The organism is Pseudoalteromonas sp. SG43-8, assembly GCF_014164245.1.
Classification (GTDB): Bacteria; Pseudomonadota; Gammaproteobacteria; order Enterobacterales; family Alteromonadaceae; genus Pseudoalteromonas; species Pseudoalteromonas distincta.
This window is the reverse complement of record NZ_JACJEX010000002.1, coordinates 495,273-520,217: the sequence shown is the minus strand read 5'-3', so window position 1 is coordinate 520,217 and position 24,945 is coordinate 495,273. Positions and strand designations below refer to the sequence as shown.

Below are 24,945 nucleotides of genomic sequence, written 5' to 3'. Positions count from 1 at the left end.
CCTGCTTGTTGAAAACCTTGTTCAATGATTTCAGGGTCAAGAATTTCTGATAATTTTTCAAAGGTATGGTATCGGCTGCTTTCTTCAAGTGTTGCTTGCAGTGCTTGTTCTATATTCACAAAAAATCCGTAGTTAGTTTCCTAACTACGGATTTTGCATGATCGCTTGGATCGGTCAACCGGTCATTTTCTTAACTGATCGGCATTAGCCGATATAGGCGCCTTTCATGATTTACATTAACTGTTAAATCAGTTTTTTAATAAATGACTTTAATTCATCAGCAAATTCATCGCGACGAAGTGCAAATTCAATCGTTGCTTTTAAATAACCAATTTTACTTCCACAATCGTGGCTGCGGCCTTTTATAGCGTATGCATCTACTTTTTCGTGTTCCATTAACATCGCAATTGCATCAGTTAATTGAATTTCATTGCCTGCACCTTGCGGAGTTTTTGCAAGTAACGGCCATATGTTTTCGCTTAATACGTATCGACCCACTACAGCTAAGTTTGATGGAGCTTCATCTACTGGCGGCTTTTCTACCATATTAAGAATTGGCGAGCTTTCACCTTGCTTTAAGTCAACATCACCTAAATCAACCACACCAAACTGGTTTACTTGTGCCATTGGTACTGGCTCAACCATTATTTGGCTATGCTTGTTTTGCTCAAAATTAGCGATCATTTCTGCTAAGTTATCTTTTTTAAGATCGCTCTCTACATCGTCAATAATTACATCAGGTAGAATAACTACAAATGGTTCGTTACCAATAATAGGCGCAGCACAACTAATAGCATGGCCCAAGCCTTTTGCTTCACCTTGGCGTACGTGAATAATGGTTACGTCTTTAGGACAGATTGCTTGCACTTCGGCAAGAAGTTGCCGCTTTACACGCTTTTCTAAAGTAGCTTCTAGTTCAAAGCTCGTATCGAAGTGATTTTCGATTGAGTTTTTACTTGAGTGCGTTACAAGCACTATTTCTTTAATACCTGCAGCAACAGCTTCATTTACCACATATTGAATTAGAGGGCGGTCCACTATTGGCAACATTTCTTTTGGAATTGCTTTTGTGGCAGGTAACATACGAGTACCAAGGCCCGCGACTGGGATCACTGCTTTCATTATGTTTTCCTTAATTTTTTATTATACTGAAAATGGGTATTGAATCGCTTCGTGACATTGATAGCCTGTTACTTCAAAGTCGTCTCGTGTTACCCACGTTTCTATGTCTTCTAATGATTTAATTTTTGGATTAATTTTTAACTGAGGTGATGCAAATGGCTCACGCGTTAACTGCACATCACGCATCAGCTCAAGTTGGTTTTCGTAAATATGTGCATTAGCAATTTTATGATACGCCTTACCCGCTTTGTGGCCGGTAATTTGAGCCACTAGCGCAAGCAATACAAAACACTGAATTTGATTAAAATTAAGGCCAAGTGGCACATCACAGCTTCGCTGGTATGACGTTAAATATAGCGTATCGCCAAGTAACGAAAAAGTGTGCGTATGCATACACGGGCGCAGGCAACCAAGCTCAAACTCACCTGGATTATAAAACGTAATTATTTCACCACGGTCATCAATGCCATTTTTTAAGTTATTAATAACTTTGGAAAGCTGATCGAGTGTTGAGCCATCTGGTCGTTGCCAACCACGGCCTTGTACGCCATAAACACGCCCCATGTCGTCCTCACCTTTACGGTTAGGATTATTAAGCCATGCATTGTTATCGTTTGCGTTAGCATCCCACGTTTTACAGCCAATTTCACGAAATTGCGCAGCGCTGTCGTACCCGCGTAAATAGCCTAGCAATTCAGCAATCGCTGCTTTGTAGTAACTTTTTCGTGTAGTGATCATCGGAAACTGATTATTAGCCACATCGTATTCTAAATCAGCATTGATAACGGTTAAACAACGCGTACCTGTACGTTTATTTTCGACCCACTGCCCTTCGTCAACAATACGCTGACATAATTCTAAATATTGTTTCATGCGTTACTTCTTATTATGCTTTAGCTGTGGTTATTTGTTTAGGTTGTTTATATGCCCAAATTAATAAGCCTAAACCACCTACAATCATAGGTAACGAAAGTATTTGTCCCATTGATATAAAGTCGGCAAATAAACCTAATTGTGCATCGGGTTGGCGGAAATATTCAATACAGAATCTAAACACGCCATAACCTAATAAAAATACACCGGCTACGCTGCCTGCTGGACGTGGTTTTTTAATAAACCATTGCAGGATTAAAAACAGCACTAAGCCTTCAAAAAATGCTTCGTATAATTGCGATGGGTGACGCGCAAGCGGACCGCCCGTTGGAAATACCATTGCCCATGGCACGTCGGTAACACGCCCCCATAATTCACCGTTTATAAAGTTACCAATACGTCCAGCTAAAAGCCCTACAGGAACCAGTGGTGCAACAAAGTCGCCCACTTGAAGAAGCGACTTTTTACGCGTCCACGAAAAAATTGCGACGGCAGTTATAACGCCAAGTGTTCCACCATGAAACGACATACCGCCTTGGTCTATTCTAAATAAATACAGTGGGTTTTCTATAAAGTAACTAAACTGGTAAAACAATACGTAGCCAATACGCCCGCCTAGTATTACCCCTAACATGCCGTAAAACAGTAAATCGCTTACTTGCTCTTTAGTCCAACCCGAATTTGGCTTCGATGCTTGACGATTTGCAAACCACATCGCAAATGCAAAACCTATTAAATACATTAAGCCATACCAACGTACGCTTAGCGGTCCAACAGAAAAAATAATTGGATCAATTTGAGGAAACTCAAGTGCCATAAAAAATCAACCTTTAGCTAAAAACCATTTTAATTGCGATAACTACAAGCAGCACCGCGAAAACTTTTTTAATTGTATTAACAGGTAAATAGTGAGTTGCTTTAGCGCCAATAGGCGCAACAAACCACGAGGTAATAACAATTCCAAATAATGCAGGTAAATAAACAAACCCAGCAAAGCCATGCTCTAAATCGGTAACATGCCATCCTGCGCTGATGTAACCAATAGAGCCAAATAATGCTATAACAATTCCGCACGCGGCTGCGCAGCCAATTGCTTTTTTTATATCAACCGAAAAATAATTAAGCATAGGTACTATTAAAGCACCACCACCAATACCAATTAAACCTGATAATCCGCCCATTATCGCAGAAAATCCACATAAAATAGGACCTGCCGGTAACGGTTTATCTGACATCGGTTTATTACGCGCGGATAGCACCATTCTTGCTGCAATAAATACAACACTTATAGCAAACACTGTACGCAATATTTGTTCAGGGATTAAACTTGCTGCAAAGCCACTAATAAGTGCACCTAAAGCCACACCCGACATAACCCATGGGGCAATATCCCAAGGCACGTTATCATTTTTATGATGAGCCAGCGCTGAAGACGTTGAAGTAAATAAAATAGAAGCGAGTGAGGTTGCAATAGCAATTACTAATACATGATCAGCTGACGTTACATTAAATGAGAGTAGCAGAGTGCTTAGAACTGGAACGATAATTAAACCGCCACCAATGCCTAGTAACCCAGCTAAAAACCCAACAATACAGCCTAGTAGTGCGCAGCTTGCGACTAACAAACCTAAGTCATACATAGTAATCTCAAATACCCTTTTAAGGTTTATATATTAAAGGATTATAAAACTAATAGCATCTGTGTATTGCAATTAATTAGGCGTATAAGCTTATTTGGGAGTGTAAAACAAATCACCTAATTTATGCTCTAGCATAAAGCTTCGCGTTAAACGTAGTACTTGTTTGGCTGTGGATTGCGCTAAGCATTCACTTAATAGTTGTTCCATGTCACTAACATTTAAACGCCTAAGTACCCATTTAACTTTATTAAGCGATGATAAGTTCATACTAAGGCGTCTGTAACCCATGGCAATAAGCAAAATAGCCCCTTCAGGATCGCCGCCTAGTTCACCACACAAACTAAATGGCAGTTCATATTGCTCACATTCGTGCGCCACTTTATTTAGTACTCTTAGTACACCTGGATGATAAGGGTTAAAAAGCTCGGCTACACGTGCGTTAGCTCTGTCTACTGCTAATAAATACTGTGTTAAATCGTTACTACCTACTGAGCAAAAATCGACTTTTTTTGACCACTCTGGAAGCATAAATACACTTGAAGGTACCTCTAGCATTATACCTATGTCGGGTCTTTCTATGGTTTGCTCTGGGTATTTTTCACTTAACTCAAAATAAGCCTGTTCAAATAACGCAAGTGACTCATCAACTTCTTCAGTGCCACTGATCATAGGGAGCATTATTTTTAAATTACCCAAACCAATATTTGCTTTAAGCATCGCTTTTAGTTGATCTAAAAATAACTCTGGGTGATCAAGGCTGATACGAATACCACGCCAGCCTAAAAATGGGTTTTCTTCGGTAATATTAAAGTAATCAAGTACCTTATCGCCTCCAATATCCAATGTACGCATAACCACAGGATTAGGATGATAGCTAGTTAGTACTTCTCGGTACCAATTTTCTTGCTCTAATTGCGAAGGAAACTGACCTTTTTGCATAAACCACGCTTCGGTTCGATAAAGCCCCACTCCGTCACAAATATGCGCGCTACTTTGCTCGGTATTAAGCTCAAGGCCTGCGTTTAATAATAAGCTAACATGCTCACCGTCAAGCGTAATTGATTCAGAGTCTTGCTCTGCTAAAAAGCGGTTATTAAGTAGGTTATCTTGATGCTGTAACTCTGTGTATTCATCCATCAACATTTGCGAAGGCGATATATATAAACGCCCAGCAAATGCATCTAAAATCATCGGTTTGCCATTAAACTGCAGTAGAGGTAAATCTTCTATACCCCAAATGGCAGGGATCCCCATCGCACGCGTTAATATAGAAGCATGGCTATTTGCAGAGCCATTTACGCTTACAACGCCTGTTAAGTGACCTTTTGGCACCTCAGCTAGCATGGCGGGTGTTAAGATATTAGCAATTAAAATAGTGTTGGCCGGATAATTTTTAACAGCGTGCTCGGTATTTACAAGATGGTGTAATACGCGAAGACCAATGTCTTTAACGTCAACAGCTCGCTCTTTTATATAAGGGTCTTGCATGGCATTAAATTGAGATATTAAACGCTCTATTACAATTTTTAGGGCGCTTTTAGCACACCAGCCTTCTTGTAATTGCATTTCAACATTATGCCCTAAACTTTTAGCGTCAAGCAGTTGTTGATACACATCAAATACCGCAAGAGCTTCGTGCGGAATAGAATCGCTTAGCGTCATAGATAGGGTATTAAATTCTTTGCGCGTTGCAGCTACAGCTTGTGTAAACAAACGGCGCTGCTCAGTAACGTCACTGTCTTTTAAAAGCTCAATAGATTTAAAATCGAGTTTTGGTAATACAACAAATGCTTGCCCTATACCTATTCCAGGCGCGCTCGATACGCCTTTTAAAACAGACGTTTGATGAGATGACTCATCTTGGCGGAGTATTTCTTTAATTTCAGCATGCGCTAACTGTGAAGCAAGCTGGGCAGAAAGCGTTATTAAAAACGACTCTTCGTCTTGGCTAAATACACGTGCCATTTTTTGTTGGACAACAATAACGCCCAGTACTTTTTTTTGATGAACAACGGGTACAGATAAAAAAGCGTTGTAGCCTTCTTCGTTTACTTCGGGGGAGAGCTTAAAACGAGGATGCGATTTAGCAAATGCAATATTAATAGGTTCTTCGCGTTGCGCTACTAGGCCAACTAAACCTTCGGTAAAACCAATTCTAAACTTACCTACCGCATCGGGGTTTAGCCCTTCGGTTGCCATAAGTACAAAATTGTCTTGGCTGTAATCTGCAAAATAAATGGAGCAGCACTGGGTTTTCATGGCATCTTTAACCATTTGCACAAAGCACACTAATGCGCTGTCTAAATTCGCTTGTCGCGATACAGACTCCGCAATAGATCTCAGTGTAGCCAGCATGTCCTGCTCCTTTATTTTATTCTGAATTAACTACCTTTTACTTCGCCAATGATCTTTATGTTGTTCTCTCTTATTAAAAGGCATGGCGAAAGGAGCAAACTCTTTCATTACTCGTCGATAAACATCCCGTTTAAACGATACAACCTGTCTTACAGGATACCAATAACTTACCCAGCGCCAATCATCAAACTCTGGATGATGGGTTTTAAGTAAATTTACATCTTCGTCTTTACAGCGTAATTTTAGTAAAAACCATTTTTGTTTTTGCCCAATACACACCGGACTAGAGTCTCGGCGGATTAATCGTTTGGGTAATTTATAGCGTAACCAATGTTTTGAGCTTGCGACTATTTCTACATCTTCTGGTCGCAACCCTACTTCTTCGTGTAATTCACGGTACATGGTTTGTTCTGCAGTTTCGCCATCATCAACACCACCTTGGGGAAATTGCCAAGAGTGTTGACCATAACGTCTGGCCCAAAAAACCTGTCCCTGATTATTGCAAATCACAATTCCGACATTGGCACGAAAACCTTCGGCATCAATCACCTTAGTGCCTCATTTGTAAGTCGATTTTTAATGATTGTTCCACATTAGCCGCAATACGGCAAATACTATTATACCCAAGCCAATTAGTGAGCTAAGTTTGAGCTTTTAGTATGTTGATAAATTAATAGAGAATAGGTAAATATTTAGAAAATAACTCAGCAAAGCTATTGCGGTTCTTGTTTTCCTCTAGTTACTCACAGTTTGTGCATAACTTTTGTAAAACACGCTCATTTTGCAAACAAATCCACAATATTAGATCTTAAAACTTAGCTTCTCCACAGATTCTGTGGATAAACATGTTCATATAGTTGTATTTATCCTTACAACTTTTAAATGGCTTAATCAAAACTGAACGTGAACATTTAAAAAAACCTGCAGAGTCAGTAACTTAAAGTAAAGTAGCTTAATTTCAATATGTGCAAAATTAACACAAACAACAGGCGGGCAAAAAACGTACAACCCTAAAGATATCCACGGCTTAGCCTATTTGCTATCATGACTATGGTATTTATACAACCGAAATTAAGAATATGCGACCTACAAAACCACACTCAATAAACGACTTAATGCAGCGCGTTAACAGTATTGCCGGATTAACACTTGGGCAACTTGCAAACCAGTACCATTTTAAAACGCCAGATGATTTACTACGTGAAAAAGGTTGGACTGGGCAACTCATTGAATACGTACTAGGCGCTACTGCAGGCTCCAAACCCCTCCCCGATTTTGAAGATTTAGGAATTGAGCTAAAAACACTGCCTATTTCTTATAAAGGTAGGCCACTGGAAACTACGTTTGTATCGGTTACACCTTTAATGAACGTAACGGGAATGACGTGGCATACCAGCTCTGTGCGTAAAAAACTAAATCATGTTTTATGGCTGCCAATTTTAAGCGAACGTGATATTGCGCCGTTTGACAGAACTATCGGCAGCGGCTTTTTGTGGCAGCCTTCACCTGAACAAGACGCTTTGTTACAACGCGACTGGGAAGAGCAAATGGAGCTAATTGCGCTAGGTAGAGTCGACGAAATATCAGGCCATTTAGGCGATGCTATGCAAATACGCCCCAAAGCTGCTCATAGTAAAATAGTCACTGATGCTATTGGCCCAAATGGGCAAATAATTAAAACCCTACCCCGTGGTTTTTATTTAAAAACCAGTTTTACAGGTGATATTTTAAAGCAGCAGTTTCAGCTATGAGTGCGTAAGAAGTTAAAGCATGAATAAAGCGTTATACTTTTGTGTTCCACTCTTTAGTGCTGCGGACATCAACAAGCTTAAAGCCTACAATTTATTTTCATCTCTTTGGAAAAAGTATCAGGCATAAAAAATCCCCGCATAGGCGAGGATTTTATCATCTAAAGTTAAAAGTTAGATTCTATATAAAATAGAATTACTGACCTTTAACTTCTTTAAGACCGTTGTACGGTGCTTTATCACCTAATTGCTCTTCAATACGTAGCAATTGGTTGTATTTTGCAACACGGTCAGAACGGCTCAATGAACCTGTTTTGATTTGACCTGCAGCCGTACCCACTGCTAAATCAGCAATTGTTGAATCTTCAGTTTCACCAGAACGGTGAGAAATAACAACAGTAAAACCAGCATCTTTAGCCATTTTGATTGCAGCTAAAGTTTCAGTTAAAGAACCGATTTGGTTAAACTTAATTAAGATTGAGTTAGCAATACCGTTGTCGATACCACGTTTTAAAATCTTAGTATTTGTTACAAATAAATCATCACCTACTAATTGGATTTTATCACCCATTAGTTTAGTTTGATGTGCAAAGCCATCCCAATCAGACTCATCAAGACCATCTTCGATAGAAACGATTGGGTACTGATTAGTAAGATCTTGTAAGAAGAAGTTAAATTCTTCAGAAGTGAATTTTTTACCTTCACCTTTAAGATCGTAGATGTTTGCTTCTTTGTCGTAAAACTCAGATGCAGCACAATCCATCGCTAAAGTAATATCTTTACCTAGCTCGTAACCTGCGTTTGCAACAGCTACTTTGATTGCAGCAAGAGCCGCTTCATTAGATGCAAGGTTAGGTGCAAAACCACCTTCATCGCCAACCGCTGTTGAATGACCATCAGCTTTAAGCACTTTAGCAAGGCTGTGGAATACTTCAGCGCCCATACGTAGGCCTTCACGGAAGTTTTTAGCGCCAACAGGTTGGATCATGAATTCTTGAATATCTACAGAGTTATCTGCGTGCTCACCACCATTGATGATGTTCATCATTGGAAGTGGCATAGAGTAAACACCTGGTGTGCCATTTAAGTCAGCAATATGCTCATAAAGCTCAACTTTTTTAGACTGTGCAGCTGCTTTCGCAGTTGCTAGTGATACAGCTAAGATTGCGTTTGCACCTAATTTTTCTTTATTTTCGGTACCATCTAAATCTAGCATCACTTTATCAACAGCGTTTTGATCTAATGCATTTTGACCAGCTAAAGCATCAGCAATTTCTTTATTAATATAACCAACTGCTTTTAATACGCCTTTACCTAAGTAACGTGATTTATCACCGTCGCGTAACTCTAATGCTTCACGAGTACCAGTAGATGCGCCTGAAGGTGCTGCTGCACGACCCCAAGAACCATCTGCTAAATGTACGTCTGCTTCAACAGTTGGGTTACCACGCGAGTCCATAATTTCGCGACCGATTACTTTTACGATTTCTGACATCTTGATTCCTCTATATTCCCAAAATGGTGAGTTCAGCTAACTTTACTACGTTTTATATAGCTTAGTCAGCCCTTAAAACAAAAAAGCCGTGCAATAAGCACGGCTTTTAAAATTACGAATTCGCTTTTTGGTGGATGTGCGCAGCTGCTACAAACCCTTCAAATAACGGATGACCATCACGTGGCGTTGACGTGAATTCCGGATGGAACTGCGCGGCAATAAACCATGGGTGATCTTTATTTTCGATAATTTCTACCAGTTTTTTATCTTCTGATAAACCAGTAAAGCTTAAGCCTGCTTTTTCAAGTATTTCTACGAAGTTATTATTTACTTCGTAGCGATGACGATGACGTTCAACAATTTCGTCGCTGCCATATACTCCATGTACTTTAGAACCAGGCGTTAAATGACATTTTTGTGCGCCTAAACGCATAGTGCCACCTAAATCAGATTTTTCGCTACGTGTTTCAACATTACCTTCAGCATCTAGCCATTCAGTAATTAAGCCAACTACAGGCGCTTCTGAATTTGCATTAAATTCTGTAGAGTTTGCATCCGTTAAACCTGCAACATTACGTGCATATTCAATTAATGCTACTTGCATTCCTAAACAAATACCTAAGTATGGTACTTTATTTTCACGTGCATATTTAGCTGCTAAGATTTTACCTTCAACACCACGTCCGCCAAATCCACCAGGTACTAAAATAGCATCTAAGTGTGAAAGTAATTCAACACCTTTGCTTTCTAAGTCTTGTGAATCTACGTATTCAATGTTGATTGTTAGGCGGTTTTTAAGACCCGCATGCTTTAATGCTTCGTTAACCGATTTGTACGCATCTGGTAATTCAATATATTTACCAACCATACCAATGGTCACTTCACCCGTTGGGTTAGACTCTTGATAAAGTACTTGTTCCCACTCAGCTAAATCAGCTTCTGGTGGATCTAAGTGAAAACGACGACATACAAAGTTATCTAATTCTTGTGTTTTTAATAACGCAGGAATTTTATAAATACTGTCTACATCGGGTAGTGAAATAACCGCTTTTTCTTCTACGTTTGTGAATAATGAGATTTTTGCACGCTCATTATTAGGTAGTTTACGGTCTGAACGACAAATAAGAATATCTGGTTGAATACCTACTGAGCGTAACTCTTTAACAGAGTGCTGAGTTGGTTTCGTTTTAACTTCACCGGCAGGGCCTAAAAATGGCACTAGCGTTAAGTGAATAAATAGCGCGCGTTCGCGACCAATTTCAGTACCCATCTGACGAATTGCTTCAATAAACGGTTGTGATTCAATATCACCTACAGTGCCGCCAATTTCTACAATAGCAATATCATAACCTTCAGCACCGTCGTATACACGTTGCTTAATATCGTTAGTGATATGTGGAATAACCTGAATAGTAGCACCTAGGTATTCACCACGGCGCTCACGACGTAATACGTCTTCATATACACGGCCTTGTGTGAAGTTATTACGACTAGTCATTTTGGTACGGATAAAACGCTCGTAGTGACCTAAATCAAGGTCCGTTTCTGCGCCGTCTTCTGTAACGTAAACTTCACCGTGTTGAATTGGGCTCATTGTGCCTGGGTCAACGTTGATGTAAGGATCCAGCTTTAAAATGGTAACATTTAAACCACGGGCTTCTAAAATAGCGGCCAGTGAAGCTGCGGCAATACCTTTACCCAACGAAGAAACAACTCCGCCAGTAACGAAGATAAATTTTGTACTCATGCGAACCCTAGAATATCAGGAATTAAAAGGAATATAACACCCAAAGAAGAGCCTAAGGGTATATCATCAAGACGGGGCGAAATTGTACCAAAACACTGCTTATCAATCCAGCTAAAATTAGCTAATACGCGCACAAAAAATGTGCACTATTTAACATTAAGCCTATTTTACTTTTTTAATCGCATCCCACGCACTATCCATCTCTTCAAAGGTTGCTGTATCTAAGCTTTTACCTTGCGCATGCAAATAAGCGTTTACCTTTTCAAAACGCGCTGAAAACTTATCATTAGCGCTACGAAGCAGTTGTTCGGGATCTCGTTTAACATGGCGTACAACATTAACAGTGGCAAAAAGTAAGTCGCCGAGTTCTTCCGCTGTATGATCAGATAGCGGGTCTTGCTCAATCGCTTCTTTTACTTCAAGCACTTCTTCACTCACTTTATCTAGTGCACCATGATACGTTGGCCAATCAAAGCCAAGGGAAGCCACGCGTTGTTGAATTTTTTTGGCTTTGCTTAAGCTTGGCATATTGCCAGGGATATCTTGCCAAAAAGAAGGGGATTCGATTTGCGCTTTAGCACTTCGCTCCTGTGCTTTGATTGCTTGCCACTGCTGCGATAATTGATCGTCTGTTAACTCTTTTTTTTCACCAAACACATGCGGATGACGACGGGTAAGCTTATCGTTTAATTGCTCTACTAGATCATTAAAATCAAATAGATTTTGCTCTTGTGCAAGCTGCGCATAAAAAACTATTTGAAATAACAAATCACCCAATTCACCTTTAAGCTCATCTAAGTTGCCTGATTCAATACAGTCAGCAACTTCGTACGCTTCTTCAAGTGTATGCGGCACAATAGATTTAAAATCTTGCTTGAGATCCCACGGACAACCGCCCTTGGGATCTCGCAGTGTTTTCATTATGCTAAGAAGTTGTGTAAGCGCTGTATTATCATTCATGATTAATGACCACGCTTGGCATCGTGTACACCTTCAATTTGGTGTAATTTAGAAAGAACACGGTTAGTACCCGATAAATCATGCACTTCTATTTGCATTGTAAATATAGCTAACTGATTATCTTCAACCGTATTTACGTTCATGTTTAAAACATTTACTTTTTCATTAGCAAGTACTGAGCTTATATCGCGTATCAGCCCTGAACGGTCGGTGGCTTCTATTTTAATACTTAGTGCGTACGAGCCGTTAATATCATCTGACCAACTTACCGAAATAACACGCTCAGGATGCTGGTTTTTTAAGTTATTAAACGAATCACAGTCTTCTTTATGAACACCTATTCCTCGACCTTGGGTTATATAACCTATTATTTCATCGCCAGGTACAGGGCGACAGCACTTGGCTACATGGCTCATTAAGCTGCCAACGCCATCAACCACAATGCCGTTTTTATCACCAGTTACTTTACTTGGTGCTTTAATGCGAATAACCGGCTCGTCTTCTGTCCGATCACTTACAAAGTTAAGCATTTGATTGAGGCGAACATCGCCCGCACCAATCGCAACCATTAAGTCATCCAGCTCTTTAAAGTTAAAACGCTTAATGGCTGGCTCTAAATCTTTGTATGTTAAATTGAGCTTTTGTAGCTCACTGTCGAGAATTTCTTTCCCCGCACTTAAGTTCTTGTCGCGGTCAAGCTGTTTAAACCAGTGATGGATTTTAGCTCTAGCACGGGATGATTTAATGTATCCTAATGACGGGTTTAACCAATCACGACTTGGATTTGGTTGTTTTTGGGTCAGTATTTCTACCTGATCCCCTGTTGTAAGTTGATGCGTAAACGGCACTATTTTGCCGAATATTTTTGCACCAATACAACGATGCCCCACATTTGAGTGAATATAGTAAGCAAAATCAAGCGGTGTAGCGCCAAGTGGTAAATCGATAATATCGCCGCTTGGGGTAAATATATATACGCGATCTTCTACTACTTGGTTTTTAAGCTCTTCTGCTAAATCGCCGCCATCGACTACTTCTTCTTGCCATTGGAGTAGCTTACGCAACCAGCTAATTTTTTGCTCATAACCCGATCCGCGCCCTGGTAATGCACCTTCTTTGTACATCCAGTGTGCAGCCACCCCTAACTCAGCATCTTGATGCATGTCGCTGGTACGAATTTGTATCTCTACCGTTTTACCTTCAGGTCCAAATACCACGGTATGAATTGACTGATAGCCGTTTTGTTTTGGGGTTGCTACATAGTCGTCAAACTCTTTATTAAGATGACGCCAATTGGTGTGCACAATGCCCAGCGCACCGTAGCAGTCTTGCAATCGTTCAACGACGATACGCATTGCCCGAATATCAAAAAGCTGATCAAACTCGTAGTTTTTTTGCTGCATTTTTTTATAAATGCTGTAAATGTGCTTAGGACGACCATAAACTTGGGCTTCTATGCCCGCTTCACTTAAACGGTTTTTTACTTGCTCAACCATATCTTCCATGTAGGCTTCGCGTGTAAGGCGTTTGTCGTCAAGTTGTTTGGCTATGCTTTTATAGGTGCCTGGGTGCAAATATCTAAACGATAAATCTTCCAGTTCCCATTTTAATTGCCCTATTCCTAATCTGTTTGCCAATGGTGCAAAAATATCTGCTGTTTCTTTAGCGGCAATAACGCGGTCTTCTTCATCCGCATTTTTTACATTGCGTAAATGACATACCTGCTCGGCAAGCTTAATGACCACGGCGCGCACATCTTCAACCATGGTTAATAACATTTTTCGAATATTATCAACCTGCATAGTGCCTTTACCTTGATGCGATAAAGTACTAATAGTGGCCATTTGTGCAACCCCAGTTAACAGCATGGCAATGTTATTCCCAAGCTGCTCTTCGATGGTTTCAAGCGATATTAAGTCGTTTAAAAAATACGGGGTTAAATACGCAGTAGCTAACGATTCGGGGTCGAGATTTAGCTCAGCTAAAATTTCAACCATTTCGATTGCAGTAGTTTGCCTGCTTTCACTATCACATTTTACGCAGAGCGCTTGGGCTTTAGTAAGTAGCTCTGTTTTTTCTTCAGACAAGGCAAGAAATGAAAGCCGAGTGCTAAAATCTGTTGTCTCATCTTGTTGATGTGATTGTCGTGTAGCTACCATAATGCGTTCTACCTCCGTTGAAATAACGCCATAGTTTCAATATGCCCTGTATGAGGAAACATATTCATTAGCCCAATTTTATTAAGATCAAAGCCAGCTTGTGAAATAATTGCGCTGTCACGGGCTAAAGTAACAGGGTCACAAGAGACATATAAAATAGTTTTAAACTGCTTTAAAGGTAATTGCTCTAATACAGCCATAGCACCAGTCCTGGAAGGATCGAGTACAAGCACATCTAAGTTTTTGCTAAACCATGGGGCGCTCTGTATGCTTTGGGTTAAATCAAAGCAATGAAACTGCGCATTGGTAATAGAGTTAGTTTGCGCATTTTGAGCAGCCATTGCAACCGCTGAAGTCACACCTTCTACACCAATTACAGATTTTGCTTGTTTTGCTAACACTAATGAGAAATTACCAATCCCACAAAATAAATCCAATAAATTTTCATCACCTTTTAAATCAAGCCAATTTACAGCTTGCTTTAACATAGCTTCGTTAACTTGCGCATTTACCTGAATAAAATTACCTAAACCAAATTCAAATTTTAGATCAAATTCTTTAAGATAATAAAATGGCATGGCTAAGTGTGAATGTTCTATTGCATCGCTCTCGCTTTGCCATACAATTTTAAACTGCTGGCTTTTTGTTATGTGCTCAACCAAAGCCTTTGTATCATCATTAATTGCTTTAGTGTGACGAATAACAACAAAGTTTTGTTTATCACTTTGGCATAACTGTAAATGGCTTATACTGTGCAGTGCTTTGTGTTGATTAATTAAATCATCAAAAAGTGTAAAAACATCTGTAAATACTTCATCAAGTACTGCACATTTATTAATACTCACAATATTTTTTGAGCCACTTGCTCTGTAACCCACGCGCATTTTTTTAGCTGCTTTATCAAACATAACAGCTATACGAGCGCTGCGTCTGTAATGCACAGGTTTACTTAATAATGGGGTTTGCCAGTTTAAGCTGTTTAATTTAGCAAACTTACTAAATAACTGAGTAACTGCAGTTTGTTTTTCTACAACTTGTTGGCTTACTTCTAAATGCTGTAATTGGCAACCACCACACTGATTATAGTGCTCACAAAAAGCATCTACTCTTGATTCACTCGCTTGAATAACTTTAGTTACTTTTGCACTACTGTATTTAGCTTTATCTTCGACGAGTGTTGCTTTGACTGTTTCGTTTGGTAATGCACCGCTTACAAAACATACTTTATTGTTATGTTTAGCAATGCCACGCCCTTGATGATCCATTCCCGTTATAGTTAATTCTAGTGTTTGTTGCTTTAACGGTTTTTTTTTCGCTTTAAAAATTTGCGCCATTAGGCATTACCTTAACTTTATTTATGAAGCACCTATATTTAGATGCTTTAGAATGCGTGTTGAACCGTATATACTCAAGTCATACTAATAACGATAAAACGCTCTCATTATGACCAAATTAGGCTTACGCGATTCTGTTTTAACACTGACCCTGATCCCAACGGTGATCATAGGATTACTACTTGGTGGCTATTTTACAATAAATCGTTACATTGAGCTTGATGAAATTTTATATCAGCAAGGCACTACTATTTCTGAGCCCCTTGCTATTGCGCTTGAGCAACCCATGCTCGAAAAAAACAAACAGCTATTGAATCGCCTTATAAGCTACACACATAACAAGCACTCCCCTACAATTAAGTCGATTGCAATTTTTGATAAAAATAATGCGCTATTAATGACCAGTAATTATCACCGCTCATTTGAAAAGTTAATTAGTCAAAAAACGCTCATAAATTTAAAAACCACCCATGTGCAAAAGTCAGATGAGCTTGTTACATTTTTCACCCCCATTATTAATCATACAAGTCACGATTCTAAATGGGACCCGTCGGCTTTTCAGTCATCTCTGGGCACAGTTATTATACAGCTAAACAAAGACCAAGCTGTTATAGGACAACAACGTGCTTTATTAATTAGCGGTATTGTAATTATTTTATCATTGGTGTTTGCAGCTATTTTAGCTTTAAAGTTAAGCCGCATGTTTATGACGCCGCTTAATAAGTTAGTACTTGCAACCGACAAGTTAGTTGAAGGTAAAAGAAGTACTGGCCTTAACGACAACATGATTGGTGAGTTTGAGTTACTTCGAGAAGGCTTAAACACCATTGCTCACACTATGGTGATGCAAAAAGATGAAATGCAAAAAAATATCGATCAAGCAACAAGCGACTACCGCGAAACACTAGAGCAATACGAAACGTCAAATATAGAGCTCTCGTTTGCAAAAAAAGAAGCGCAAGATGCTAACCGTGTAAAATCAGACTTTTTAGCTAAAATGAGTCACGAGCTTCGTACTCCGTTAAACGGTGTTATTGGATTTACACGCCAGCTTTATAAAACACCGCTGAATAAACATCAAAAAGATTACCTCGACACTATTATGCTCTCAGCAAATAGTTTAATGACTATTATTAGCGACATTTTAGACTTCTCCAAACTAGAAGCGGGGGCAATGGAGCTTGAGTCGATTCAGTTTCAACTTCGTGATGCTGTAAATGAAGTAATGACATTACTCGCTCCTAGCGCACACGATAAGCAATTAGAGCTATCCATTTACATTAACCAACAAGTACCGGATGACTTAACAGGCGATCCCACTCGCTTTAAACAAGTCTTAATAAACCTGTTAAGTAATGCGATTAAATTTACCGAAAAAGGCTCTATTAAGGTCGACATAAGCCATCGGTTACTCGACGACGAACGCACTTCTTTACTTGTGTCAGTAACAGATACTGGCGTGGGTATACCTATGGATAAGCAAGACTCTTTATTCACTCCATTTGGGCAAGCAGACTCAAGCATTACACGTAAGTTTGGTGGTACAGGCCTTGGTCTTATTATTACCAAGCATATTGTTGAAGCAATGAGTGGTCGTATAACGTTAAATTCTGCGCCTGGTAACGGTACCTGCTTTACATTCAATAGTGTGTTTAGCTTGCCAAATCACGTATTTACAAATGACTTACCGACTAAATCGCTCATTGGTAAGCGTATCTTATATTTAGAGCCACATGAGCATACGCACCATGCCGTACTTTCGTTATTAACCCAGTGGGAATCAAACGTTACGGCATGCTTTAACGAAACTAGCTTTTTAGACGCTATAAAAAATCCTGAACATAAATATGACGTTTGCTTAATTGGCCATATGGCATCTGTTGATGATATGCAGCAACTAAAAAGCTATGTAAAAGCCGTGCGTGAATCTACTGATTACTTATATTTAATGCTTAATACTGTATCGCACAATATGCGAGAAGCCTTTATAGGCAGCGGAGCTGATGCATGCTTAAGTAAGCCACTTAATCACCGTAAGTTATGTGAAGTACTTGCAGCACCTTACAGACTTGACCACCCTACTCATAATATTGAACAAAACGATCAAGCTCTACTGCCGTTAAAAGTATTGGTTGTTGATGATAACGATGCCAATTTAAAACTTCTCCATACTTTGTTAAGTGAACAGATTGAAGTAATAGAAACGGCTCATAATGGTTCACAGGCATACAGTTTAAGTAAAAGTCATAAATACGACATAATTTTTATGGATATACAAATGCCAATTATGGACGGTATAACCGCATGTAAGCTTATACAAGAATCATCACTTAATGAAGACACACCCATTATCGCTGTAACGGCACACGCCCTTCAAAGTGAAAAAGAGCAACTGTTAAAAGATGGCTTTAAAGGCTATTTAACTAAGCCTATTGATGAAGATATGCTTAAACAAATTATTAGCGACCATAGTCCACAGACTCCTGTTAATCGTGACAAAGCTAAAACAGATACACCCCAAAGTCCTGCACCATTTCAAAGTAGTCGAATTGATTGGGCACAAGCCCTGCAGCGTGCTGGCGGAAAGAGCGAGTTAGCGCTAGAGATGCTTAACATGCTACTTTTAAGTGTCCCTGAGACCCTTACATTACTCGCTAAAGCAATAGAGAGTAACGATTGCCAGCAAGTGTTAAGTATTGTCCATAAGTTTCATGGTGCATGTTGTTACACTGGTGTACCTAAACTTAAATCACTCGCAGAAATAATCGAAACATCGCTTAAAAATAAATGCTTGTTAGAGAATATTGAACCTGAATTATTTGAGTTACAGGACGAGCTTGAAAACCTACTTGCAGATGCAAGTGTGACCGAACTACAAAGATAAGCTTTGAATTTTAGATACAAAAAAACGCGGTATTTACCGCGTTTTTTTATTAAGCTTTTTAAATGCTTATGTTTGCTTATCTTACATTCTTGCTTCAATCATTAATCGTTTCATGTCCCGTACGGCTTTTTCAAGCCCATCTATCGCTGCACGAGCAATAATAGCGTGACCAATATTTAGCTCATAAATCTCAGGCATTGCAGCGATTGGTTTCACGTTATGATAATGAAGACCATGGCCAGCGTTAACAATCAAACCTAAGCTTGCTGCGTATTTAACACCTTCACGAATGTGCTTTAACTCTTTGTGTAAATCAGTATCATTTGTTGCATCAGCGTACGCGCCTGTGTGTATTTCTACATAAGGAGCACCACATTCTTTGGCTGCATCTAACTGTGCTTTATCTGCATCAATAAATAGCGATACTTTAATACCCGCTTCGGTAAGCGTTTTTGTTGCTGCTTTAATTTTATCTATATTACCGGCTACGTCTAAGCCACCTTCGGTTGTTAATTCTTCGCGCTTTTCAGGTACTAAACACACGTACTCAGGTTTTACTTCAAGCGCTATTTTTATCATTTCATCGGTAACAGCGGTTTCAAGATTCATACGAGTTTGAATGGTTTTAGCCATTACGTAAACGTCGCGATCTTGAATATGGCGTCTGTCTTCACGTAAGTGAATCGTAATACCGTCTGCGCCTGCATGCTCTGCTACACTGGCTGCATGAGCGGGATCTGGATAGCTTGTTCCACGCGCTTGGCGAAGTGTTGCAATATGATCTACGTTTACACCCAAAAGAATATCTTTCATTTTCTTACCTGTAAAATTACGTTTATTGAGAGGCCATAAATAGCTCGCGGCTTTTTAATGGTTTACTACCTAATAAGGGTTTTAATAAATAGCGACTTAATTGCTTTGCCATATATAGCACATCATTTTGGCTAAAGTCATGATTTGCTATGGCGTTGAGTTGTTTGCCACCAAATCCAGAACGTGTATCTTCTTGTACTAAAAAACCAAGTTCGGGGAAATAACTATACGTCTGCTTTTCATCTATTGGTTCACCACTGGCGTCAAAACTAAAATCCACGCCATAACCGAGTAATTCCAATAGTTGAAACTCGTATGAGCGAAGCACCTCTTGTAAATTAGCCCCGCTGTTTAGGTTTGATAGATGAGTTTTATATAGCTCAAATATTTGTTCAATTGGCTCGTTAACAGGAACGATACGATTTGTAAGCTCATTTAAATAAAAACCACAATAAAGCTCATCACCTTTTAAAAAGTGCGAGTTCCCATGCAGTTCAAACTTATTGATATATTTTAAATCGTACTTGCCACTGTAATTAACAAGCAGTGCCTGAAACGGCTGAAGTTGTGCTTTATGTTTAGTGGCCTGGCGACCACTAATTCGGGCCAGCATTCTTAACTGACCAACGCCTTCTACAAGCATATCTAACATTACTTGGGAGTCACTATAAGGACGCCGATGTAATAAATACGCGGTGTAGAAGTCGCTATCCATTCACTAAGCTACTGCTTGGTTTAGTCTTCACTGTAACCTAAGCTTCTTAGTGCACGTTCATCGTCAGCCCAACCCGACTTAACTTTAACCCAAAGCTCTAAAAACACTTTGTTATCAAGCATTTCTTCTATGTCTTTACGGGCTTCACGGCCAATGGTTTTTAGCTTTTCGCCTTTATTACCAATAACCATGCGTTTTTGTGTTTCGCGCTCAACAAGAATCAACCCGTTGATATGCCAAATACCGTTGTCTTGCCATTTAAACTGCTCAATTTCAACAGTTACAGAATACGGCAATTCTTCGCCCATAAAACGCATTAGTTTTTCACGAATTACTTCAGCTGCCATAAAGCGCATTGAACGGTCAGTTACATAATCTTCCGGAAAGTAAAATTCGCAAGGAGGTAAGCGTTTAGTAACTTCTGCTTTGATTAAATCAACATTTTTACCTTGCGTTGCCGATACAGGCATAATTCCAACAAAATCAAACTTGTCACTTAACCACTTCATATGAGGCAACACAAGGTCACGGTCTTTAACTTGGTCTATTTTATTAATAACCAATAATACCGGCTTACCACTTTGCGATACTTTATTAAGTACCATGTCGTCATCGGCATTCCAATGAGTGCCCTCAACTACAAAAATAATAAGCTCAACATCACCAATAGAGCTAGACGCGGCACGGTTCATTAAACGGTTAATCGCACGTTTTTCTTCAACGTGTAGACCTGGTGTATCTATGTATACCGCTTGGTGTTTACCTTCGGTATGAATACCCATAATACGATGACGCGTGGTTTGTGGTTTACGTGAGGTAATACTCACTTTTTGCTCAATAATTTCATTAAGCAAAGTCGACTTACCTACGTTTGGGCGCCCTACAATAGCAACCATTCCACAAAACGTATCTACATCACCTTCATGAGGCTGTATTAGGGTATCAAGGTTCATTTTTAAGTATCTTCAATGCTTTTTCAGCAGCTTTTTGTTCGGCTTTACGGCGCGAGCTACCTACAGAAATTATGCTATCCATTCCATCAACAATACATTCGACCGTGAATGTTTGATTGTGTGCTTGGCCTTTGGTATCAACCACAGTGTAACCCGGTAAAGATAATTTACGGGCTTGCAAATACTCTTGCAGCAGGGTCTTCGGATCTTTTTGGTTAAGCCCTGGTGAAATAGCATCTAATCGTGATTCGTACCATGACAATATAAGATCGCCACAGCTATCAATACCTGAATCTAAAAATGCAGCGCCAATAATAGCTTCTACTGCATCAGCAAGCGTTGACTCACGACGGAATCCGCCACTTTTAAGCTCGCCCGGCCCTAAGCGCAAATAATCGCCTAGGCCAAATTCAAGACCAAACTCGGCGAGTGTTTGACCACGCACAAGGGTTGAGCGCATGCGGCTTAAATCGCCTTCACGGGCTTTAGGGAATTTGGCATAAAGTGCATTGGCAATCACAAAGCTTAAAATAGAGTCGCCTAAAAATTCTAGTCGCTCATTATGCTGACCTTTGTGGCTGCGGTGCGTCATTGCTTGCTCAAGTAAACCTTGATCGGCAAATTCATAGCCAATTTTTTTATATAATTCTGTTACATTTTTTTTCATCGTTACTGAATATTACCTAGGCGCTCAAAGCGAACACCAGTTGGAACCCATCCTGGTAAAATATCATCAGGGCCATTCTCAAATTCAAAACTCATCCATATAAAGACAGCTTTACCCACCAAGTTTTCTTTTGGTACAAAGCCCCAAAAGCGACCATCTTGGCTGTTGTCGCGGTTATCACCCATCATAAAATAATGATCAGCAGGAACAGTCCATTCATCAGAAGGCGTGCCCGGTTGCTGGTAGTAACGCCCTTTTCTCTCAGGCGCTTGTGGGTTGATTAATATATCATGCGTAACTGTTGTTAAATTTTCATTTACACGAGCTAGAGGCATTGGGCCTTGTTTGAATTCGTTATCATTAATTAGTTTAAAATCAATTTTATTGAATTCATTACATAAAAGCTCACCCTGCTGGGTTTCGCCTTCTTTACAATTTGGCTGAATATATAAACGTTTATCGCGATAAACAATTTTATCGCCAGGTAAACCAATTGTACGTTTAATATAGTCAACATTTTCATCTAAAGGGTATTTAAAAACAACAATATCACCACGCTCAGGCTGCCCAATATCAACTAATTGAGTACGCCAAACAGGGTCTTTTATTCCATATGAATACTTTTGTACTAAAATAAAATCACCTACTAATAATGTAGGCATCATTGAACCGGATGGAATTTGAAACGGTTCAAAGATAAATGATCTAAAAATAGTAATTGCTGCAATCATCGGGAAAATCGACTTTGCTGTTTCTGTTAGTACTGGTTCTGGTGCAATTAATGCCGCCGTTTCTTCATCTAACGGAGCTCCAGCAGACGTTTGCGCTATCGCTAAGCGCTCCTGTCTTTTAGGTGCATACATTAAGTGATCTATTAACCATATTAAGCCTGAGCCTAAAGTTAATAACACCAATAAAACTGAAAAATAACCAGCCATTTATAATCCTTTGTTTTTATTTGCCAACTTTTAAAATAGCTAAAAACGCTTCTTGAGGCACTTCAACATTACCTACTTGCTTCATACGTTTTTTACCATCTTTTTGCTTTTTAAGTAGCTTTTTCTTACGGCTCACATCACCACCGTAACACTTAGCAATTACGTTTTTACGTAATTGTTTTACCGTGGTACGGGCAATAACATGTTGTCCGATAGCAGCTTGAATCGCTATATCAAACATTTGACGTGGGATAAGCTCTTTTAACGCATCAGCTAACTGGCGACCACGAGACTGTGCACCATCTCTGTGAACAATTATCGCAAGTGCGTCAACGCGCTCACCATTGATTAAAATATCAACACGCACCATATCTGATGTTTGAAAGTGTTTAAAGTTATAATCAAGCGACGCAAAACCACGGCTAGTTGATTTTAATTTATCAAAGAAATCCATCACCACTTCAGCCATAGGTAGCTCGTACGTTACAGCTACTTGCTTTCCGTGATAAGTCATTTTTGTTTGGCTACCACGTTTTTCAATACACAAAGTAATAACGTTACCTAGGTATTCTTGTGGTACCAAAATATTAGCTTCAACAATCGGCTCTCGAATCTCTACAATATCGTTTACTGCAGGCAAATCAGATGGATTATCAATCTGAAATGTACCTTCTTTAGTAACTATCTCATAGATTACCGTAGGTGCTGTTGTAATTAAATCAATATCGTATTCACGCTCTAAACGCTCTTGAATGATTTCCATGTGTAGCATACCTAAAAAGCCACAGCGGAAACCAAAACCTAGTGCAGTTGAATTCTCTGGTTCAAAGAATAACGACGCATCGTTTAAGCTTAATTTATTGAGTGCATCACGGAACGATTCATACTCATCGGATGCAATTGGGAACATACCCGCATAAACCTGAGGCTTAATTTTTTGAAAGCCAGGTAAGCGAAGTGGAGCTGCATTTTTTTGATGAGTAATAGTGTCACCTACTGGCGCACCATGTATCTCTTTAATACCAGCAATAACAAACCCTACTTCACCTGTTCTTAAAATACCGGTGTTGGTTTGCTTAGGTGTAAACACACCTACTTGGTCAGCAGTATGTATATGCTCGTTCGACATTATTTTTATTTTGTCGCCAGTGCGTAATTCACCGTGCTTAATACGCACTAGTGATACAACGCCTTGGTATGGGTCAAACCAAGAATCGATAATAAGTGCTTGTAAAGGTGCATCTTTGTCGCCTACTGGCGGCGGTACATCTTTAACGATCATTTCAAGAACTTCGGCAATACCTACACCTGTTTTAGCGCTACACTGCACTGCATCAAGGGCATCAATACCAATAATCTCTTCAATTTCTTCTGCAACACGTAAAGGATCCGCTTGCGGTAAATCGATTTTATTAAGTACTGGAATTACTTCTAATTCCATTTCAATAGCGGTGTAACAGTTAGCTAGAGTTTGTGCTTCAACGCCTTGGCCTGCATCAACAACAAGCAACGCGCCTTCACAAGCAGCTAAAGATCGTGAAACTTCATACGTAAAATCAACGTGTCCTGGAGTATCAATGAAATTAAGTTGGTAGGTTTCGCCGTCGTTCGCTTTGTAATTCAACGTTACACTTTGCGCTTTAATGGTAATACCACGTTCGCGCTCAATATCCATTGAATCCAAAACTTGTTTTTGCATTTCACGGTCGGTTAAACCGCCACAAACTTGGATCAAACGATCTGAAAGGGTCGATTTACCATGGTCAATATGGGCGATGATCGAAAAATTACGGATATGCTTCATAAACTGGATTCTATACTTCTATTTTAATGGACTAAATATGAATACCTAAGTGACTTGAAAATACTTGCTTTAGGATGCCATAAGCTAAATTTGTATATAACAAACTGTACTTACGCTTTTTAAGATGGGTTACAACCATTTTATGTATTGAATAACAATAAGTTATATTTACTTAACTTAAATAATTCAGCCAGATAAAATAATTTAAAAAACCACGGTTCCCTGTATTTCCAAGTTACTTTGGTATAAAACGGCAATTTTACATTTAATTGGCGTCAATCACCATCTATTTGAGTTAAAGGGATACTAATTGGGTGAATTTTTATAACTTTTATATCGTGCTTTAGAGATTTCACGCGAGCTTTAGCTATAAAAAAGCCAGTAACGCCACCTAGAGCAGCAGCTAAAATCTGCCAGCCTTCGGAAGCTATAAACAATTGCGCCGCAACAAATGCAAAAACAAGACTCAAAAGGAGCGGTAGCATGTAAACCGCAAAAGCATGCTTAACAACATGACTATCATCTAGTGACAAAGTGACCTTTTGCCCTATTTCTACAGAAGATTCAAATTTATAAGGAAAGGTTTTTTTTGCAGTGCCAAATAATTTACTAAACACTTGTGAGCCGCAACGACCATTGCAGCCTTCACAAGCTTGTTTTTGCTGTGCTTCTAAATGAGCAATGTGGCCATCGAGGGCCACAACAGTGAGGGTTTGTTCAATCATAACAATCCTTACG

Annotated in this window: 20 protein-coding genes; 2 read left to right on the top strand and 18 right to left on the bottom strand. The window is 39.4% G+C overall.

The window, feature by feature from the left end:
• Positions 1-243: 243 nt before the first annotated feature.
• The 6 genes from galU to rppH form a co-directional block, all read right to left on the bottom strand.
• Positions 244-1,122, bottom strand: a complete 879-nt coding sequence (gene galU, locus H5122_RS07585; protein ID WP_182681823.1) for a UTP--glucose-1-phosphate uridylyltransferase GalU — start codon at positions 1,120-1,122, stop codon at positions 244-246.
• Positions 1,123-1,143: 21 nt separating this feature from the next.
• A complete protein-coding gene (locus H5122_RS07580; protein WP_024594909.1) occupies positions 1,144-1,995 on the bottom strand; it encodes a thymidylate synthase in 852 nt (283 codons plus the stop codon).
• A 13-nt stretch (positions 1,996-2,008) separates the two neighbouring features.
• Positions 2,009-2,812 (bottom strand): prolipoprotein diacylglyceryl transferase, encoded by an 804-nt coding sequence (lgt, locus tag H5122_RS07575; RefSeq protein WP_002958701.1) that lies wholly within the window; start codon positions 2,810-2,812, stop codon positions 2,009-2,011.
• 13 nt (positions 2,813-2,825) lie between these two features.
• Positions 2,826-3,635 (bottom strand): sulfite exporter TauE/SafE family protein, encoded by an 810-nt coding sequence (locus tag H5122_RS07570; protein WP_182681822.1) that lies wholly within the window; start codon positions 3,633-3,635, stop codon positions 2,826-2,828.
• A 90-nt stretch (positions 3,636-3,725) separates the two neighbouring features.
• On the bottom strand, positions 3,726-5,990 hold the full coding sequence (ptsP, locus tag H5122_RS07565; protein WP_182681821.1) for a phosphoenolpyruvate--protein phosphotransferase: 2,265 nt from the start codon (positions 5,988-5,990) through the stop codon (positions 3,726-3,728).
• Positions 5,991-6,020: 30 nt separating this feature from the next.
• The gene (gene rppH, locus H5122_RS07560; RefSeq protein ID WP_002958704.1) at positions 6,021-6,539 is read right to left on the bottom strand and encodes an RNA pyrophosphohydrolase; all 519 of its coding nucleotides are present in this window, start codon (positions 6,537-6,539) and stop codon (positions 6,021-6,023) included.
• Positions 6,540-7,069: 530 nt separating this feature from the next.
• Here rppH and mutH point away from each other — a divergent pair.
• The gene (gene mutH / locus H5122_RS07555; RefSeq protein ID WP_002958705.1) at positions 7,070-7,741 is read left to right on the top strand and encodes a DNA mismatch repair endonuclease MutH; all 672 of its coding nucleotides are present in this window, start codon (positions 7,070-7,072) and stop codon (positions 7,739-7,741) included.
• Positions 7,742-7,934: 193 nt separating this feature from the next.
• Here the strand turns inward: mutH and eno are convergent, their stop codons facing one another.
• From eno to rlmD, 5 genes are all read right to left on the bottom strand, one after another.
• On the bottom strand, positions 7,935-9,233 hold the full coding sequence (gene eno / locus H5122_RS07550; protein ID WP_002958706.1) for a phosphopyruvate hydratase: 1,299 nt from the start codon (positions 9,231-9,233) through the stop codon (positions 7,935-7,937).
• 112 nt (positions 9,234-9,345) lie between these two features.
• Positions 9,346-10,980 carry a CTP synthase gene (locus tag H5122_RS07545; protein ID WP_033020682.1) on the bottom strand — a complete coding sequence of 545 codons (1,635 nt, stop codon included), beginning with the start codon at positions 10,978-10,980 and terminating at the stop codon, positions 9,346-9,348.
• Positions 10,981-11,142: 162 nt separating this feature from the next.
• A complete protein-coding gene (gene mazG / locus H5122_RS07540; protein ID WP_182672525.1) occupies positions 11,143-11,940 on the bottom strand; it encodes a nucleoside triphosphate pyrophosphohydrolase in 798 nt (265 codons plus the stop codon).
• 2 nt (positions 11,941-11,942) lie between these two features.
• The gene (relA, locus tag H5122_RS07535) at positions 11,943-14,099 is read right to left on the bottom strand and encodes a GTP diphosphokinase (RefSeq protein WP_024594977.1); all 2,157 of its coding nucleotides are present in this window, start codon (positions 14,097-14,099) and stop codon (positions 11,943-11,945) included.
• A gap of 8 nt (positions 14,100-14,107) precedes the next feature.
• Entirely contained in the window at positions 14,108-15,433 is a 1,326-nt protein-coding gene (rlmD, locus tag H5122_RS07530) for a 23S rRNA (uracil(1939)-C(5))-methyltransferase RlmD (protein ID WP_182681820.1), read from the bottom strand.
• A 109-nt stretch (positions 15,434-15,542) separates the two neighbouring features.
• Between rlmD and barA the strand changes: the two genes are divergently transcribed.
• Positions 15,543-18,317 (top strand): two-component sensor histidine kinase BarA, encoded by a 2,775-nt coding sequence (barA, locus tag H5122_RS07525; protein ID WP_182681819.1) that lies wholly within the window; start codon positions 15,543-15,545, stop codon positions 18,315-18,317.
• Positions 18,318-18,398: 81 nt separating this feature from the next.
• On the opposite strand, the gene pdxJ is transcribed toward barA, so the two are convergent.
• From pdxJ to H5122_RS07490, 7 genes are all read right to left on the bottom strand, one after another.
• Entirely contained in the window at positions 18,399-19,130 is a 732-nt protein-coding gene (pdxJ, locus tag H5122_RS07520; RefSeq protein ID WP_182681818.1) for a pyridoxine 5'-phosphate synthase, read from the bottom strand.
• Positions 19,131-19,152: 22 nt separating this feature from the next.
• Positions 19,153-19,845: a DNA repair protein RecO gene (gene recO / locus H5122_RS07515; RefSeq protein WP_182681817.1), complete on the bottom strand. Its 693-nt coding sequence runs from the start codon at positions 19,843-19,845 to the stop codon at positions 19,153-19,155.
• 20 nt (positions 19,846-19,865) lie between these two features.
• Positions 19,866-20,798: a GTPase Era gene (era, locus tag H5122_RS07510; protein WP_002958714.1), complete on the bottom strand. Its 933-nt coding sequence runs from the start codon at positions 20,796-20,798 to the stop codon at positions 19,866-19,868.
• The gene (gene rnc / locus H5122_RS07505; protein ID WP_002958715.1) at positions 20,788-21,465 is read right to left on the bottom strand and encodes a ribonuclease III; all 678 of its coding nucleotides are present in this window, start codon (positions 21,463-21,465) and stop codon (positions 20,788-20,790) included. The genes era and rnc overlap by 11 nt, the downstream gene beginning before the upstream one ends.
• Before the next feature lie 2 nt (positions 21,466-21,467).
• Positions 21,468-22,403 (bottom strand): signal peptidase I, encoded by a 936-nt coding sequence (lepB, locus tag H5122_RS07500; protein WP_002958716.1) that lies wholly within the window; start codon positions 22,401-22,403, stop codon positions 21,468-21,470.
• 16 nt (positions 22,404-22,419) lie between these two features.
• Positions 22,420-24,207, bottom strand: coding sequence for a translation elongation factor 4 (gene lepA, locus H5122_RS07495; protein ID WP_002958717.1), 1,788 nt, complete (start codon positions 24,205-24,207; stop codon positions 22,420-22,422).
• Positions 24,208-24,482: 275 nt separating this feature from the next.
• Positions 24,483-24,932, bottom strand: a complete 450-nt coding sequence (locus H5122_RS07490) for a SoxR reducing system RseC family protein (protein ID WP_182681816.1) — start codon at positions 24,930-24,932, stop codon at positions 24,483-24,485.
• Positions 24,933-24,945 lie beyond the last annotated feature (13 nt).

What these genes read in the sequence shown, in the direction of transcription:
- lepA (WP_002958717.1), bottom strand. Translation starts at nt 24,207, where the DNA reads ATGAAGCATATCCGTAATTTTTCGATCATCGCCCATATTGACCATGGT.
- ptsP (WP_182681821.1), bottom strand. Translation starts at nt 5,990, where the DNA reads ATGCTGGCTACACTGAGATCTATTGCGGAGTCTGTATCGCGACAAGCG.
- eno (WP_002958706.1), bottom strand. Translation starts at nt 9,233, where the DNA reads ATGTCAGAAATCGTAAAAGTAATCGGTCGCGAAATTATGGACTCGCGT.
- lgt (WP_002958701.1), bottom strand. Translation starts at nt 2,812, where the DNA reads ATGGCACTTGAGTTTCCTCAAATTGATCCAATTATTTTTTCTGTTGGA.
- H5122_RS07545 (WP_033020682.1), bottom strand. Translation starts at nt 10,980, where the DNA reads ATGAGTACAAAATTTATCTTCGTTACTGGCGGAGTTGTTTCTTCGTTG.
- mazG (WP_182672525.1), bottom strand. Translation starts at nt 11,940, where the DNA reads ATGAATGATAATACAGCGCTTACACAACTTCTTAGCATAATGAAAACA.
- H5122_RS07490 (WP_182681816.1), bottom strand. Translation starts at nt 24,932, where the DNA reads ATGATTGAACAAACCCTCACTGTTGTGGCCCTCGATGGCCACATTGCT.
- galU (WP_182681823.1), bottom strand. Translation starts at nt 1,122, where the DNA reads ATGAAAGCAGTGATCCCAGTCGCGGGCCTTGGTACTCGTATGTTACCT.
- era (WP_002958714.1), bottom strand. Translation starts at nt 20,798, where the DNA reads ATGAACCTTGATACCCTAATACAGCCTCATGAAGGTGATGTAGATACG.
- rlmD (WP_182681820.1), bottom strand. Translation starts at nt 15,433, where the DNA reads ATGGCGCAAATTTTTAAAGCGAAAAAAAAACCGTTAAAGCAACAAACA.
- H5122_RS07570 (WP_182681822.1), bottom strand. Translation starts at nt 3,635, where the DNA reads ATGTATGACTTAGGTTTGTTAGTCGCAAGCTGCGCACTACTAGGCTGT.
- H5122_RS07580 (WP_024594909.1), bottom strand. Translation starts at nt 1,995, where the DNA reads ATGAAACAATATTTAGAATTATGTCAGCGTATTGTTGACGAAGGGCAG.
- mutH (WP_002958705.1), top strand. Translation starts at nt 7,070, where the DNA reads ATGCGACCTACAAAACCACACTCAATAAACGACTTAATGCAGCGCGTT.
- pdxJ (WP_182681818.1), bottom strand. Translation starts at nt 19,130, where the DNA reads ATGAAAGATATTCTTTTGGGTGTAAACGTAGATCATATTGCAACACTT.
- barA (WP_182681819.1), top strand. Translation starts at nt 15,543, where the DNA reads ATGACCAAATTAGGCTTACGCGATTCTGTTTTAACACTGACCCTGATC.
- lepB (WP_002958716.1), bottom strand. Translation starts at nt 22,403, where the DNA reads ATGGCTGGTTATTTTTCAGTTTTATTGGTGTTATTAACTTTAGGCTCA.
- rnc (WP_002958715.1), bottom strand. Translation starts at nt 21,465, where the DNA reads ATGAAAAAAAATGTAACAGAATTATATAAAAAAATTGGCTATGAATTT.
- recO (WP_182681817.1), bottom strand. Translation starts at nt 19,845, where the DNA reads ATGGATAGCGACTTCTACACCGCGTATTTATTACATCGGCGTCCTTAT.
- relA (WP_024594977.1), bottom strand. Translation starts at nt 14,099, where the DNA reads ATGGTAGCTACACGACAATCACATCAACAAGATGAGACAACAGATTTT.